Origin of the sequence: Gordonia sp. UCD-TK1, from assembly GCF_001691435.1 — a bacterium.
Lineage (GTDB): Bacteria > Actinomycetota > Actinomycetes > Mycobacteriales > Mycobacteriaceae > Gordonia > Gordonia hongkongensis.
In genome coordinates this window covers 147,509-160,935 of the sequence record NZ_LZMP01000001.1, presented here as the reverse complement: position 1 = coordinate 160,935, position 13,427 = coordinate 147,509, and the positions used below count along the sequence as shown (strand labels likewise).

14 protein-coding genes are annotated in these 13,427 nt (G+C 68.2%); 9 read left to right on the top strand and 5 right to left on the bottom strand.

The window, feature by feature from the left end:
- The first annotated feature begins 155 nt into the window (after positions 1-155).
- The gene (locus A9310_RS00735; protein ID WP_065628981.1) at positions 156-1,025 is read left to right on the top strand and encodes a siderophore-interacting protein; all 870 of its coding nucleotides are present in this window, start codon (positions 156-158) and stop codon (positions 1,023-1,025) included.
- An 86-nt stretch (positions 1,026-1,111) separates the two neighbouring features.
- Entirely contained in the window at positions 1,112-1,996 is an 885-nt protein-coding gene (locus A9310_RS00730) for a tyrosine recombinase XerC (protein WP_065629082.1), read from the top strand.
- A 6-nt stretch (positions 1,997-2,002) separates the two neighbouring features.
- Here A9310_RS00730 and A9310_RS00725 read toward each other — a convergent pair whose 3' ends face one another.
- Entirely contained in the window at positions 2,003-2,476 is a 474-nt protein-coding gene (locus A9310_RS00725; RefSeq protein WP_139104504.1) for a M23 family metallopeptidase, read from the bottom strand.
- A gap of 373 nt (positions 2,477-2,849) precedes the next feature.
- On the opposite strand from A9310_RS00725, the gene rpsB reads away from it, so the two are divergent.
- Positions 2,850-3,671, top strand: coding sequence for a 30S ribosomal protein S2 (gene rpsB / locus A9310_RS00720; protein ID WP_058250093.1), 822 nt, complete (start codon positions 2,850-2,852; stop codon positions 3,669-3,671).
- 55 nt (positions 3,672-3,726) lie between these two features.
- Positions 3,727-4,551, top strand: coding sequence for a translation elongation factor Ts (gene tsf / locus A9310_RS00715; RefSeq protein WP_058250094.1), 825 nt, complete (start codon positions 3,727-3,729; stop codon positions 4,549-4,551).
- A 54-nt stretch (positions 4,552-4,605) separates the two neighbouring features.
- Here the strand turns inward: tsf and A9310_RS00710 are convergent, their stop codons facing one another.
- Both A9310_RS00710 and A9310_RS00705 read right to left on the bottom strand, forming a co-directional pair.
- Positions 4,606-6,192: an MFS transporter gene (locus A9310_RS00710; protein ID WP_083207210.1), complete on the bottom strand. Its 1,587-nt coding sequence runs from the start codon at positions 6,190-6,192 to the stop codon at positions 4,606-4,608.
- A 95-nt stretch (positions 6,193-6,287) separates the two neighbouring features.
- Entirely contained in the window at positions 6,288-7,709 is a 1,422-nt protein-coding gene (locus A9310_RS00705) for a condensation domain-containing protein (protein ID WP_065628979.1), read from the bottom strand.
- A gap of 302 nt (positions 7,710-8,011) precedes the next feature.
- Here A9310_RS00705 and A9310_RS00700 point away from each other — a divergent pair, with 302 nt between their 5' ends.
- From A9310_RS00700 to A9310_RS00685, 4 genes are all read left to right on the top strand, one after another.
- Positions 8,012-9,040 carry an alpha/beta hydrolase family protein gene (locus A9310_RS00700; RefSeq protein WP_065628978.1) on the top strand — a complete coding sequence of 343 codons (1,029 nt, stop codon included), beginning with the start codon at positions 8,012-8,014 and terminating at the stop codon, positions 9,038-9,040.
- 99 nt (positions 9,041-9,139) lie between these two features.
- The gene (pyrH, locus tag A9310_RS00695) at positions 9,140-9,874 is read left to right on the top strand and encodes a UMP kinase (protein ID WP_058250098.1); all 735 of its coding nucleotides are present in this window, start codon (positions 9,140-9,142) and stop codon (positions 9,872-9,874) included.
- A gap of 56 nt (positions 9,875-9,930) precedes the next feature.
- The gene (gene frr, locus A9310_RS00690; RefSeq protein WP_058250099.1) at positions 9,931-10,488 is read left to right on the top strand and encodes a ribosome recycling factor; all 558 of its coding nucleotides are present in this window, start codon (positions 9,931-9,933) and stop codon (positions 10,486-10,488) included.
- Positions 10,485-11,336: a phosphatidate cytidylyltransferase gene (locus tag A9310_RS00685; RefSeq protein WP_065628977.1), complete on the top strand. Its 852-nt coding sequence runs from the start codon at positions 10,485-10,487 to the stop codon at positions 11,334-11,336. Before frr ends, A9310_RS00685 begins: the two co-directional genes overlap by 4 nt.
- A gap of 25 nt (positions 11,337-11,361) precedes the next feature.
- Here the strand turns inward: A9310_RS00685 and A9310_RS00680 are convergent, their stop codons facing one another.
- The gene (locus A9310_RS00680) at positions 11,362-11,769 is read right to left on the bottom strand and encodes a lipopolysaccharide assembly LapA domain-containing protein (protein WP_058250101.1); all 408 of its coding nucleotides are present in this window, start codon (positions 11,767-11,769) and stop codon (positions 11,362-11,364) included.
- A gap of 30 nt (positions 11,770-11,799) precedes the next feature.
- Here A9310_RS00680 and rlmN point away from each other — a divergent pair, with 30 nt between their 5' ends.
- On the top strand, positions 11,800-12,906 hold the full coding sequence (rlmN, locus tag A9310_RS00675; RefSeq protein WP_065628976.1) for a 23S rRNA (adenine(2503)-C(2))-methyltransferase RlmN: 1,107 nt from the start codon (positions 11,800-11,802) through the stop codon (positions 12,904-12,906).
- Between the two features lie 101 nt (positions 12,907-13,007).
- Here rlmN and A9310_RS00670 read toward each other — a convergent pair whose 3' ends face one another.
- The gene (locus A9310_RS00670; protein WP_065628975.1) at positions 13,008-13,310 is read right to left on the bottom strand and encodes a DUF2631 domain-containing protein; all 303 of its coding nucleotides are present in this window, start codon (positions 13,308-13,310) and stop codon (positions 13,008-13,010) included.
- Positions 13,311-13,427 lie beyond the last annotated feature (117 nt).

The window sequence follows — 13,427 nt, the reverse complement described above, 5'->3', positions numbered from 1 at the left end:
GGTCTCGCGACGTCTGACTTTAGGAATGGCAAAGTCTCGAATTCACATCGCTTGATCGATAGAAAACCTTACAACCGCGGATGGGTGGTTCGCCGCTCTAAAGCTAAGGGTGGCCTAATCTCGTAGGCGTAGGGTTGACCCGAAAGGGAGGTTCGATGGCGAAACGCGTGAACACGATGACGGTGCTACGGAGAGAGCGGATCAGCCCGCATTTCGTACGCCTGTACCTGGGCGGGGAGGGGTTCGACGACTTCCTACCGGCGCTGGGCAAGTCCGGGGAACCCGACACCGACATGTATGTGAAGTTCGTCTTCGCCCCGCCGGGTGTCAGCTATCCCGAACCGTTCGATCTCCAGGAGATCCGTACGAACGAGGCGCCCGAGCGGCAACCCGTGTTGCGTACCTACACGGTGCGCCGGATCGACGCGGAGGCCCGCGAGCTCGTCGTCGACTTCGTCGTGCACGGCACCGAGGGCATCGCCGGCCCCTGGGCGGCCTCGGTGGAGCCGGGCGAGACGATCCGCTTCATCGGGCCGGGCAGTGGCTACCGTCCGCGATCCGATGCCCCCTGGCATCTCATGGCGTGCGACGAGGCGGGTCTCCCCGCGGTGGCCGCCGCACTCGAAGCCCTTCCCGCCGACGCCGTCGCCAAGGTCTTCATCGAGGTCGCCGGCCCCGACGACGAACTCGACCTCGACGCACCCGCCGGGGCGCAGGTCTCCTGGGTGCACCGCGGCGGACCCGCGGCGGACGTCGACGATTCGCTCGCCGGTGACAACGGCCCGCTGATCGCGGCCGTGCGCGCGACGGAATGGCTCGACGGCGAACCGCACGTGTTCATCCACGGAGAGGCGCAGGCGGTCATGCACAACCTGCGTGCCTACATCCGCAAGGAACGCGGCGTGAGTGCGGCCAACGCCTCGATCTCCGGGTACTGGCGGCGCGGCCGGACCGAGGAGGGGTTCCGGCAATGGAAGGCCGACCTGCGGGCCGAGGAGGAGGAGGCCGTCGGCGCCCAGGGCTGAGGCCCACAGGCCGGACAGGCACCGATTCGGCCACGACGCCGCGTGTGCGGTTGCACTCGGGTGCCCGACGGGGTGAGGTCGTGACCATGCTCGACGACTTCGCCGATCACCTGCGCCTGGAGAAAGGGCGCAGCGAGCACACGATCCGCGCCTATGTCGGTGGGGCTCGCGCCCTCGTCTCGTTCGCCGGTGCCCGCGGAATCGCGGTGGCCGACATCGATCTCCCGCTGCTGCGGGCCTGGCTCGCGGAACTGACCCGGCGCGGCGCCGCGCGCACGACCGTGGCCCGGCAGGTCTCCGCGGCGAAGACGTTCTGCGCGTGGGCGGTCCGCGAGGGCTACCTGGCGGCCGACCCGTCACAGCGGTTGAAGGCTCCCAAGGCGCACCGGACCCTGCCCGCCGTACTGGCCCCCGCCCAGGCAGAAGCCGCGATCGCGGCCACCGGAGTGGATCGTGCCCCCGACGACCCGATCGCCCTGCGGGACCGGGTCATCCTGGAGTTGTTGTACGCCAGCGGAGTTCGAGTGGGGGAGTTGTGCGGGCTGGACGTCGGCGACATCGACGCCGGGCGACGGGTGGTGCGGGTGATCGGCAAAGGCGACAAGGAACGGTCGGTCCCCTACGGGGAGCCCGCCGCCCGCGCGATCGACGCCTGGCTGCGTTCCGGACGTCCGGCCCTGGTGACCGACGCGTCCGGGCCGGCGCTGCTGCTCGGTGCCCGCGGCGGGCGGCTCGACCAGCGGATGGCGCGCTCGGTCGTGTCACGCGCGGTCGAGGCGAGCGGAGGCCCGGCGACCGGGCCACACGGACTCCGGCACAGCGCCGCCACTCATCTGCTCGAGGGTGGTGCCGACCTCCGCGTCGTCCAGGAACTGCTCGGACACTCGTCGCTCGCCACGACGCAGATCTACACGCATGTGAGCGTCGAACGTCTGCGGGCCGTCCATCGACAGGCGCACCCGCGGGCGTGACCGCCGTCAGTCGACCGGTTTGAGCCGGACGCGCACGGCCCCGAGCAGGCCCAGCGGGTCCAGATAGTCCGCCGCACGTCCGCTGCCGCGTCGGGCGCCCCAGTGTAGGCAGGCGGGCACCGGGCACCCCTGATGACCGGTCATCACGGTCCCGATGACCTCGCCCCGCGAGACGTGATCACCCGCGTCGACACTCGCCTCCACCGGCTCGTACGTCGTGGTCACGCCGTCCGGATGGGACACCGAGACCACCGGCCGGCCGGCGACCGTTCCCGCGAAGCGCACGCGACCGGCGCCCGCCGCGCGGACGGTCTGGCCGGGCCCGGCCGCGAGGTCGACGCCCCGGTGGCCGGGTTGCCATCGCTTCTCGGGCTCGTCGTAGGCGGTCACCACGGTGGGCCGGGGCGACAACGGCGCCGCGTACCCACCGACGGACGCAGCGGCGGGGACCGGACCGACGACGCAGAGGACAGTCGGCAGGAACGCGGCGAGGACACGCGGTGATCGGGATGGCACGCTGATTGGACGCAGCGGAAGCCGGATGGGATCCGCCCACAACCGTCTCCGACTGCATCACCACAACCGTCTCCGACGTGGTCGAAGGCGTTTTGGTGTTCCATCCGTCGCGGCGTAAACTCTCCCACGCACCTCATCGCCCGTTGATGAGGTGACTTCGCGCGCCTGCACTCAGGTCTGTGACGCTCCGGGCTTTGACGCCCTGACCAGCGCAGTCGAGAAACACACGCCAAGTGAGCAGTCCCGGAACGGCCCATGCCGTCTCGGGTGGCACTCGGCCGCAGGCGCCAGGGTCGGTACCGACGGTACCGACGACAACTGCGAGAAAAGGACGATCATGGCTGTCGTGACCATGAAGCAGCTGCTGGACAGCGGCGCACACTTCGGGCACCAGACCCGCCGTTGGAACCCGAAGATGAAGCGATTCATCTTCACCGACCGCAACGGCATCTACATCATCGATTTGCAGCAGACGCTGACCTACATCGACAAGGCGTACGAGTTCGTCAAGGAGACCGTCGCCCACGGCGGCACCATCCTCTTCGTCGGCACCAAGAAGCAGGCACAGGAATCGATCGCGGCGGAGGCGACCCGTGTCGGCATGCCGTACGTCAACCAGCGCTGGCTCGGTGGCATGCTCACCAACTTCTCGACCGTCCACAAGCGCCTGCAGCGCCTGAAGGAGCTCGAGACCATGGAGCAGACCGGCGGTTTCGAGGGACGCACCAAGAAGGAAATCCTCATGCTCACGCGTGAGAAGAACAAGCTCGAGCGCACCCTCGGCGGTATCCGCGACATGGCCAAGGTTCCGTCGGCCGTGTGGGTCGTCGACACCAACAAGGAGCACATCGCCGTCGGCGAGGCGCGCAAGCTGAACATCCCGGTCATCGCGATCCTGGACACCAACTGCGATCCCGACCTCGTCGACTACCCGATCCCGGGCAACGACGACGCCATCCGCAGCGCAGCACTGCTCACCCGCGTCGTGGCCTCGGCCGTGGCCGAGGGTGTCCAGGCCCGTGCCGGCGCCGCCAGTGGCGACGCCAAGCCCGAGGCCGGCAGTGGCGAACCGCTGGCAGAGTGGGAGCAGGAACTGCTGACCCAGGCTGCGGCACCGGCCGGCGACGCCGCCGCGACCGACGCCCCGGCTGCTCAGTAGTCCCGACTGCTCGCAGTCCGGTCCCCAACACTTTCTCTAAGGAGGCTCGCCGACGATGGCGAACTACACCGCAGCTGATGTGAAGCGTCTCCGTGAGCTCACCGGCTCTGGAATGCTCGACTGCAAGAACGCGCTGGCCAACAACGACGGCGATTTCGACAAGGCCGTCGAAGAGCTGCGTATCAAGGGCGCCAAGGACGTGGGCAAGCGCGCCGAGCGCTCCACGGCCGAGGGCCTGGTCGCGGCCAAGGGCGGCGCGCTCATCGAGATCAACTCCGAGACCGACTTCGTCGCGAAGAACGGTGAGTTCCAGCAGCTCGCCGATGACATCGTGAACGCGGCGGCCGCGGCGAAGACCAACGACCTCGACGAGCTGAAGAAGGCTCCGCTCGGCGACGGCACCGTGGACGAGGCCGTGGCGGCTCTCTCGGCCAAGATCGGCGAGAAGCTCGAACTCCGTCGCGTGGCCTACTACGACGGCCCGGTGGCCGTGTACCTGCACAAGCGTGCCTCTGATCTGCCTCCGGGCGTCGGCGTGCTGGTGTCCTACACCGGTGAGGGCGAGGCCGCCGAGGAGGCCGCTCGCGGCGCCGCGATGCAGGTCGCCGCGCTCAAGGCGCGCTACGCCACCCGCGACGAGGTCCCCGCGGACGTCGTCGAGAACGAGCGTCGTATCGCCGAGCAGACGGCCAAGGAGGAGGGCAAGCCCGAGCAGGCCCTGCCCAAGATCGTCGAAGGTCGCGTCAACGGCTTCTACAAGGACGTCGTGCTGCTCGACCAGGCCTCGGTCCAGGACTCGAAGAAGTCCGTCAAGGCCCTGCTCGACGACGCCGGTGTGACCGTCAAGGCCTTCACCCGGTTCGAGGTCGGCCAGGCCTGATCGAACGCGTTCCACATCGCCCCGTCTCCGTCCAGGAGACGGGGCGATGTGCGTTCACGGGGTCCGTCGCGTCCGCAGAGCGGCGGCGAGTGCCCCGATCGCCACGGCGACGAGACCCAGCATCATCAAGGTCGTCTTCAGCGCGGCCAGGAAAGTCCGAGCGGTCACCGACCGGGCCGCATCCTGAGTCCAGGGCCGTGCCTGCGCGGCGACCGCGGCGACCGCAGGCGACGTCGGTCCGCCCGCGCAGGCGGGCGCCGGTCGCTCCGGATGTGCGGACCGCAGTTGATCGCTCGCGCAGGATGCGAAACGATCGGCGACCGCCCCGTGCAGCACCGGGCGAACCGGTGACTCCGACAGCGACGCAACGAGTTCGGCTCTCACCGCCGGAACCGTCTCGCTCGTCTGGCCGGCGACCTGACCGAAGAAGAAGAGGGTGACGACCGCCAGCCCGATCGAGGCGCCGATCTGCTGAACAGTGGGGATCGTCCCGGTTGCCGTGCCCACCGTGGCTTCGGTCGTGTCGGACAGGATCACGGCCTGCAGCGGTGCGATGAACACACCCGTCCCCAGACCGCCGAGTACGAGGGGACCGAGGATGCCGGGCACCGGCAGGGTCTCCGCAGCCGGTTCGATGATCATCGCGAGCCAGACGAATCCGGCTCCGACGGCGACGGATCCGGCCATCAGGGTGTGCGGTGCGGTGACGCGGGCGACCACGCGTGGTGAGGCGAGTGAGCCGACCGCGGCGCCGATCGCGAAGGGCAGGGCCAGCATCCCGGTCCGGAATGCCGAGTAGCCGAGTCCGAACTGAGCCGAGATCGACACGGTGAAGAAGAACCCGGCGAACACGCTGAAGAACAGGAGCGACAGGAGAAGCCCGACCGCGAAGCGGCGCGAGGCGAACAGCCGTGGTCGTAACAGGGGAGTGCCACCGCGGGCGTCGACGCGCACCTCGTGAAGAGCGAACAGCGTCAACAGGATTCCGGCCGTCCCGATCATCGCCCACAGGATCGGGGGCCACCCCAACTCGCGTCCGAGGGCCAGCGGGTACAGCAGCAGGAACAGCGCCGTCGCCGACAGCACCACACCCGGGACGTCCACGCGTCCCGGCGTCGGCTCGCGCGCGTCGGGTAGGCGGCGGTGGGCGAGCAGGCACGAGAGCAGGCCGAGCGGGACGTTGACGAAGAAGATCGCGCGCCAGCCCCATCCGAGAACGTCGGCGTCGACGAGGAAGCCGCCGATCACCGGACCGAGGATGGCGGCGATACCGGCGACGGCCCCGTAGACGCCGAAGACCAGTCCGTGGCGCCTCTTGTCGAACAGGGCCGCGATGAGAGCCAGGGTCTGCGCGGACATGAGCGCCGCACTCACGCCTTGTATTCCGCGACAGGCGATGAGTTCAGCAGGACCGGTCGCCACACCGCACAGCRCCGACGTCACGGTGAAGGCCACCATCCCGACCACGAACATCCGCCGGCGTCCGACACGCGCCCCCAGTGTCGCTGCGGTCAGCAGGGTGCACGCGAACGACAGGGTGTACACCGTCAGCACGAGGAGTTGCTGCGACGTCGACGCGCCGAGATCCCGCGCGAGATCGGGCAGAGCGATGTTGACGATGGTGGTGTCCAGCATCTGCATGAACACCCCGAGCAGGCATCCCGCGAGAGCCGCCCAGGCCCCCGGACGATCGCGCAGAGCGCCCGTCGCCTCCCGGCCCGCCGCGGGGCCGGCGGTCACGGTGCGAGTGCCGGCAGCGAGGGTCGGTAGTCGCCCAGGTCGGCAACCGCGGACATCACCGCGACGAATCGTTCGACATACTGCGTGACGGACTCGCGCGCGATCTCGGTGTCGGGGTACAGCAACGTGATCGAGGTCTGGCCGGAGAACCGATTGACCCACATGTACACCTCTTCGCTGCTACCGCGATTGCCGAAGAGGCACCCGTTCCCGGCTTCGAAGATCTCGACACCGGGTAGTTTGCGGACGTCGATGTAGGACACCATCGGCACCGCCCAGCCGGACCGGACCGCGATCTCGTCGGCGGGTTCCACGAGTTCGAGAACCCGGTGAAACGAGATGTCGGTCAGTTCTTTTCCGGACTCGTAGCTGCGCGCAGCCTCCGGCGCCAGGGAGCGGAACGTGGTGTCGTCGTCGACGGTGAGAGGAACGGGGATCAGGCTCGTGAACCAGCCCACCGACTTCAACTCCGCGGCGCCCGATCTCGTGCTCTTCGGCGTCATCCCGAAATACTCACTTCGACCGGTGAATTCGGCGTACACGAGGGCGGCCGCCGTCATGATCCCGGCAATCATGTTGGCGCCCAGATCGCGACAGATCTGCTCGAAGCGCGCGGCGGTCGGCTCGTCGAACAGGGTCGAGTTCACGATCGCGCTGCGCGTGTAGGTCTGCGCGCCGGTGCCGAGCGGCAACGGGAAACCGGGTAGTCGTCCGCCGTTGGCCTGCACCAGGTCGATCCAGCGCTGGACATGCGGTGAACGACGGGTCAACTGACGCGACACGGCGCGTTCGCGCGCGCAGTAGTCGAGATAGCTGCCGACCGGGGGCAGCTCGGCGTCGCCGCCGAAGGCCGCATTCATGTAGAGGGTCAGCAGGTCCACGCAGGTGATGGCCTGGGAGATCCCGTCGGTGTTGAGATGGTCGGCCGCGGCGTAGAGGGTGAACCCGCCTTCCCACTCGATGGCGCCGAAGGTGAAGCAGTCCCAGTTGAACGGCCCCGAGGTCTCGTCCTGCACGTGCGTCCGCAGCTGCGGGGCGTCGCGGTCTCCGTATACGACCGGAATGAGTTCGACGGCCTCCGGGGGCACGAGATGGCGGAGGACCGAACCGTCGTCCTCCATCGAGAACCACGACCGGAAACTGTCGTGGCGCCGCACGAACTCGTTGACCGCGCTCGTCATGGCGGACACGTCGAGTGGGGCCGAGACGTCGAACGCCATCAGGCAGAGCCGCGCGAAACGGAACCCCGCGGACTCGTTGCGCCACGCCACACGCAGGTACTCCTCCTGCTGGTGGGACGGTGGGGAGGGATGCACAGGAGCCCGATCGGCATTTGTCACCGAAGCGAGGGAGGCCACCCAGCTGGTCAGGTGACCGGGACGGGGCTCCCATTCCTCGATGAGGCCGAACTTCATCATGTGTGCTCCTCGATTCGCCTGCGGGAAAGTGGATCCGGCGACCGACGCACGAAAGATGTCCGAGGTGTCCCCGACGGTGGAGCGGCCGACCGGGACGCACCCTACCGCACGGTAACCTCGACGGCCGGGGAAACGGGACAACCGTGGTGCGATGAGACGTTGTATCAGTCCCTGTCTCTCTGTCTCATCGAATGCCGTTGCGGTGCTGGACGATTGACCCATGTGGACATCGGGCGGCGCGTCGGGCACACTGCCGGGGTTACGCGTGTGACGCCGGTCGCACCCGAATGAAGGCGAGGGGTATGGACGACGGGTCTGCCAACAGGGACCGACCGGGGAACCTGCACATGACGGTGCGGACCGCGACCGTCGTGATCGCGCTGCTCGCTGCGACACTCGGGCTGGCGGCGCCCGCCGCGACACCCGCGCCCGCTCGCATCGTCGGCGAGACGGTACAGCGCGGGGGTGAGATCGAGGTCGCCGTCCGGTCGGTGGCGATGCGTCGGGTGGTCCCGGTCAAGGTGTGGCCGGCCCGCGGACAGGGGCCCGCCCCGACGCTCTACCTCCTCAACGGCGCGGCCGGCGGGGAAGGTGGGAGCAGTTGGTTCGACCGGACCGACATCCGGACCTTCTTCGCCGACGAGAACGTCAACGTCGTCGTCCCGATGGGCGGCGCGGCGAGCTACTTCACCGACTGGCAGCGGTCCGACCCCGTGCTGGGGCGGCAGAAGTGGGCGACCTTCCTCACCGAGGAGTTGCCGGCAACGATCGACCAGCGCTTCGACGGCACCGGACGCAATGCGATCGCCGGGATCTCGATGGCGGGCACGTCGGTGTTCCAGCTGGCCCTGCATGCGCCGTCGGTCTATCAGGCGATCGGCTCGTTCAGTGGCTGCGCCCAGACCAGCGATCCACTCGGACAGGCCGTCGTCCGGATGGTCGTCGAGGGCCGCGGCGGTGCGAACACCCTGAACATGTGGGGACCGCCCGATGACCCCGCGTGGCGTGCCAACGATCCGTACCTGCATGCCGAGGCGTTCCGGGGTATGTCGATCTACGTCTCGAACGGATCCGGGATGCCGGGCCGGTACGACACCCTCGACGGCCCCGGCATCGAGGGTAACGGCTCCAAGCTGTTCGACCAGATCGCGGTCGGGGCGGTGATCGAGACCGCCACGGCGCAGTGCACGAGGAACCTCCAGCGGCGGATGCGCGACATCGGTGTGCCGGCGACGTTCCACCTCTACGAGGGCGGGACCCATGCGTGGCCGTACTGGCAGGACGAACTGCATCGTGCCTGGCCGCAGTTCGAGGCGGCCCTACGCGGCTGAATCCCCAGGGCACCCTCGCGCGGCGCGCACGACGCGTATCGCGGGTCGGTTCCGGTGACGACGTACGATAGTTCACCGAACCGACGAGTGAGGAAGCCGATGAGTGAAGCGTCCGACCCCATCCGGCGGGATGGATTCCGTAGGGTCTTGCTGAAGTTGGGCGGCGAGATGTTCGGTGGCGGCGAAGTCGGGCTCGACCCCGACGTCGTGGGTACCGTCGCCGACCAGATCGCCGACGTCGTCAATTCCGGTGTCCAGGTCGCCGTCGTGATCGGCGGCGGCAACTTCTTCCGCGGCGCCGAACTCCAGCAACGAGGGCTCGACCGAAGCCGCTCGGACTACATGGGCATGCTCGGCACGGTCATGAATTGCCTTGCGCTGCAAGATTTCCTGGAGAAGCGCGGGATCTCGACCCGGGTGCAGACCGCCATCACGATGGGGCAGGTCGCCGAGCCGTATCTCCCGTTGCGTGCCCAGCGGCACCTGGAGAAGGGCCGCGTCGTCATCTTCGGCGCCGGCATGGGGATGCCGTACTTCTCCACCGACACCACCGCGGCCCAGCGTGCGCTGGAGATCAAGGCCGAGGTGGTCCTGATGGCCAAGGCGGTCGACGGCGTGTACGACGCCGACCCGCGCACCAACCCCGACGCCACCCTCTTCACCGAGATCACTCACCGCGAGGTGCTCGACAAGGAGCTCAAGGTCGCCGACGCGACGGCCTTCAGCCTGTGTATGGACAACAAGATGCCGATCTTGGTGTTCAATTTGCTCCAGCAGGGCAATATCGCCCGTGCGGTCGCAGGCGACCGCATCGGCACCCTGGTCAGCACCTGACCCGGCGACTGACCCGAGATCGACGAGAACACCGACCGAACGGAACAAGGACGAAGATGATCGACGACGCGTTGCTCGACGCCGAGGAGAAGATGGAGAAGGCGGTCAACGTCGCCAAGGAGGACATGGGCTCCATCCGCACCGGGCGGGCGAACCCGGCCATGTTCAACAAGGTCAACATCGAGTACTACGGCTCGATGACCCCCGTGACCCAGGTCGCGAGCATCAACACGCCCGAACCGCGACTCGTCGTGATCAAGCCGTATGAGGCGTCGACGCTGCGCGACATCGAGACCGCGATCCGCAACTCCGACCTCGGGGTCAATCCGACCAACGACGGCACGATCATCCGGGTCGCCGTCCCGCAGCTCACCGAGGAGCGTCGCCGCGATCTGGTCAAGCAGGCCAAGGGCAAGGGTGAGGACGCGAAGGTGGCGATCCGCAACGTGCGCCGCAAGGCCGCCGACGAGCTCAAGCGCATCCAGAAGGACGGCGAGGCCGGCGAGGACGAGGTGTCGCGCGCCGAGAAGGAACTGGACAAGACCACGGCGACCTACGTGCACCAGATCGACGACTTGGTCAAGCACAAAGAAGACGAATTGCTCGAGGTGTGAACGAGGTTCCGCAGCGGGGCGATGAGAAGAAGTCGCGCGCCGGCCGCGACCTGCCGGCCGCGATCGCGGTCGGCGGCACACTCGGTATCAGCATCATCGCGATCCTGATCTTCGTCCCGAAGGTCTGGTACGGCCTCGTGGCGGTCGCGTTCGCGGTCGCCACCTGGGAGGTCATCAAACGTCTCCGCACCGGTGGCTACGACGTCGCCCTCTGGCCGCTGCTCATCGGTGGCCAGGCCATCATCTGGGCGAGCTGGCCCTGGGGTCCGACCGGAGCCCTCGTCGCCTTCGTTGCGACGGCCCTGGTGTCGATGGTGTGGAAGCTCCTCGGGCAGGGCATCGACAAGGCGCCGGTCAACTACCTCCGCGACCTCGCCGTCACCGTGTTCGTGCTGGCGTGGTTGCCGCTGCTCGCGTCGTTCGGCGCCCACCTGGTGGTACAGGACGACGGGGCTGCCCGAGTGGCCACGCTGATGGTCGTGGTGGTGTGCTCCGACGTCGGCGGCTATGCCGCGGGCGTGATGTTCGGCAAGCACCCGATGGCGCCGGCGATCAGTCCGAAGAAGTCCTGGGAAGGCATGGTGGGCTCGCTCGTCGTCGGCACTGTCGGTGCCGTCGGCTGCGTGGTGTTCCTGCTCGAGAGCCACTGGTGGATCGGCATCATCCTGGGGCCGGTCCTGGTGGTCTGCGCGACCCTCGGCGATCTCGTCGAATCCCAGGTGAAGCGCGATCTCGGGATCAAGGACATGGGCACGCTGCTGCCCGGCCACGGTGGCATCATGGATCGGCTCGACAGCCTGCTGCCGTCGGCGTTCGTGGTGTGGGTCGTGCTCACCGCGCTGCTCTGAGCACGCGCCACCGCGCCGCCGGACGCTACTTGGCTGCCTTCTTCAGCGCGCGCCGCAGTTGCAGCATCCGCAGGCCGCCCACGAGCGCGACGACCAGTGCACCGGCGATGGCCGCGATCAGCAGGCTGACCCCGAGGGGCAGGTTGACCTCCCAGAACAGCAAGTCGATGGTCTGCGACTGGAGGTTCTGCACGATGAAGACGAGCAACAGGACCAGGATGATCGCGCCGATCACCACGCCGAACCAGGTGGCGCGCGTCCGCGTGTGCTCCACGTCGGCGACCGTGCGGCGGAGACGATCGCGATGGTCCGGGTCAGGGGCGTGCTGCTCCGGGGTGTGCGCGTGACCGGTCGCCGGTGGCGGTGACCCGGCGGGCTGTTCGCCCCACGCCGGTACCGAACCCGTGTGCCGTCGGTCCTCGGGTGTCGTCATCACTTCATCATGACATGCGACAATGGCGAAATGACCTCATTGCCACTTGTGTTCGACGCGCCCAAGCGTGGGCGGCCGCCGACACACTTCGCCGACCTCGACCCCGCCGGTCGCGTCGCGGCGCTGGCCGACCTGGGGCTGCCGAAGTTCCGGGCCGATCAACTGGCCCGCCAGTACTATGCGCGCCTCAACGGTGACGTCGACGAGATGACGGATCTGCCGGCGGCGTCGCGCGAATCGGTGCGGGACAAGCTCTTCCCGCAGCTGCTCACCCCGGTCCGGCACATCTCCTGCGACGACGACTCCACCCGCAAGACGCTCTGGCGCCTGCACGACGGCACGCTCCTCGAGAGCGTCCTCATGCGCTACACCGATCGCAACACGCTGTGCATCTCCAGCCAGGCGGGTTGCGGCATGGCCTGCCCGTTCTGTGCCACCGGGCAGGGCGGACTGGACCGCAACCTGTCGACCGCCGAGATCGTCGATCAGGTGCGGGCCGCGGCCCGCGCGCTGCGCGACGGGGAACTCGGCGAGCCCGGACGCCTGTCGAACGTCGTGTTCATGGGTATGGGTGAGCCGCTGGCCAACTACAAGCGCGTGGTCAGCGCCGTCCGGCAGATCACATCGCCGGCGCCGGAGGGCCTCGGGATCTCCGCCCGCTCGGTGACCGTGTCGACCGTCGGTCTCGCGCCGTCGATCCGCCGTCTCGCCGACGAGGGGCTCGCGGTGACGCTCGCCGTCTCGCTTCACACGCCCGACGACGAACTGCGCGACACCCTCGTCCCGGTCAACAACCGGTGGTCGGTCGCCGAGGTGCTCGAGGCGGCCCGCTACTACGCCGACACCACCGGACGGCGCGTCTCCATCGAGTACGCACTCATCCGGGACGTCAACGACCAGCCCTGGCGGGCCGACCTGCTGGGGGAGAAGCTGCACCGGGCCCTCGGGTCACTCGTTCATGTGAATCTCATCCCGCTGAACCCGACGCCGGGTTCGGAATGGGACGCCAGTCCCAAACCGGTCGAACGCGAGTTCGTACGCCGGGTCCGCGAGCAGGGAGTCTCGTGCACCGTTCGCGACACGCGCGGGCAGGAGATCGCGGCTGCCTGTGGACAGCTGGCGGCCGAAGAGCGCTGAGACCTCGATGTGCCGGACAGGGACCGGCTCAGACCGCGCAGACGACAAACGCCGAGCGGATCACCGCTCGGCGTTTGTCGTAGATGTGGCGAGGTGGCCGGTCAGGACCACTTTCCGCGGTTCATCCACCATCCGCGCACGGCGAAGAACAGGGTGCCCGCGGCGAAGGCGATGAGATACAGGTCCTCGATGCGTCCGGTGTGGTTGCCGATGATCATCGCGAGTAGGAACAGCGCGAAGAAGATGGCCGCACCGTAGAAGGTCTTGGTTGCCGCTCCGTGCCAGCCGAACCGGGCGGACGGGGCATCGGCGGGCTCGCGACGCCAGCCGGTGTCGATGACCTCGACTTCGCCATGCCCTCCATCGCCGTGCCCCACAGTGTGCTCAACATCGGTGCTTGCCACAGCCACTCCTCACAGCGCGGACGTCAGATGTCTGACGATCGGTAGTAGTTCTCCGAGCAGCATAGCGGCACCCCCGCCCGCAGGTCGGTCCGGTGTCACCGGCGGCGGTTCGTCGAC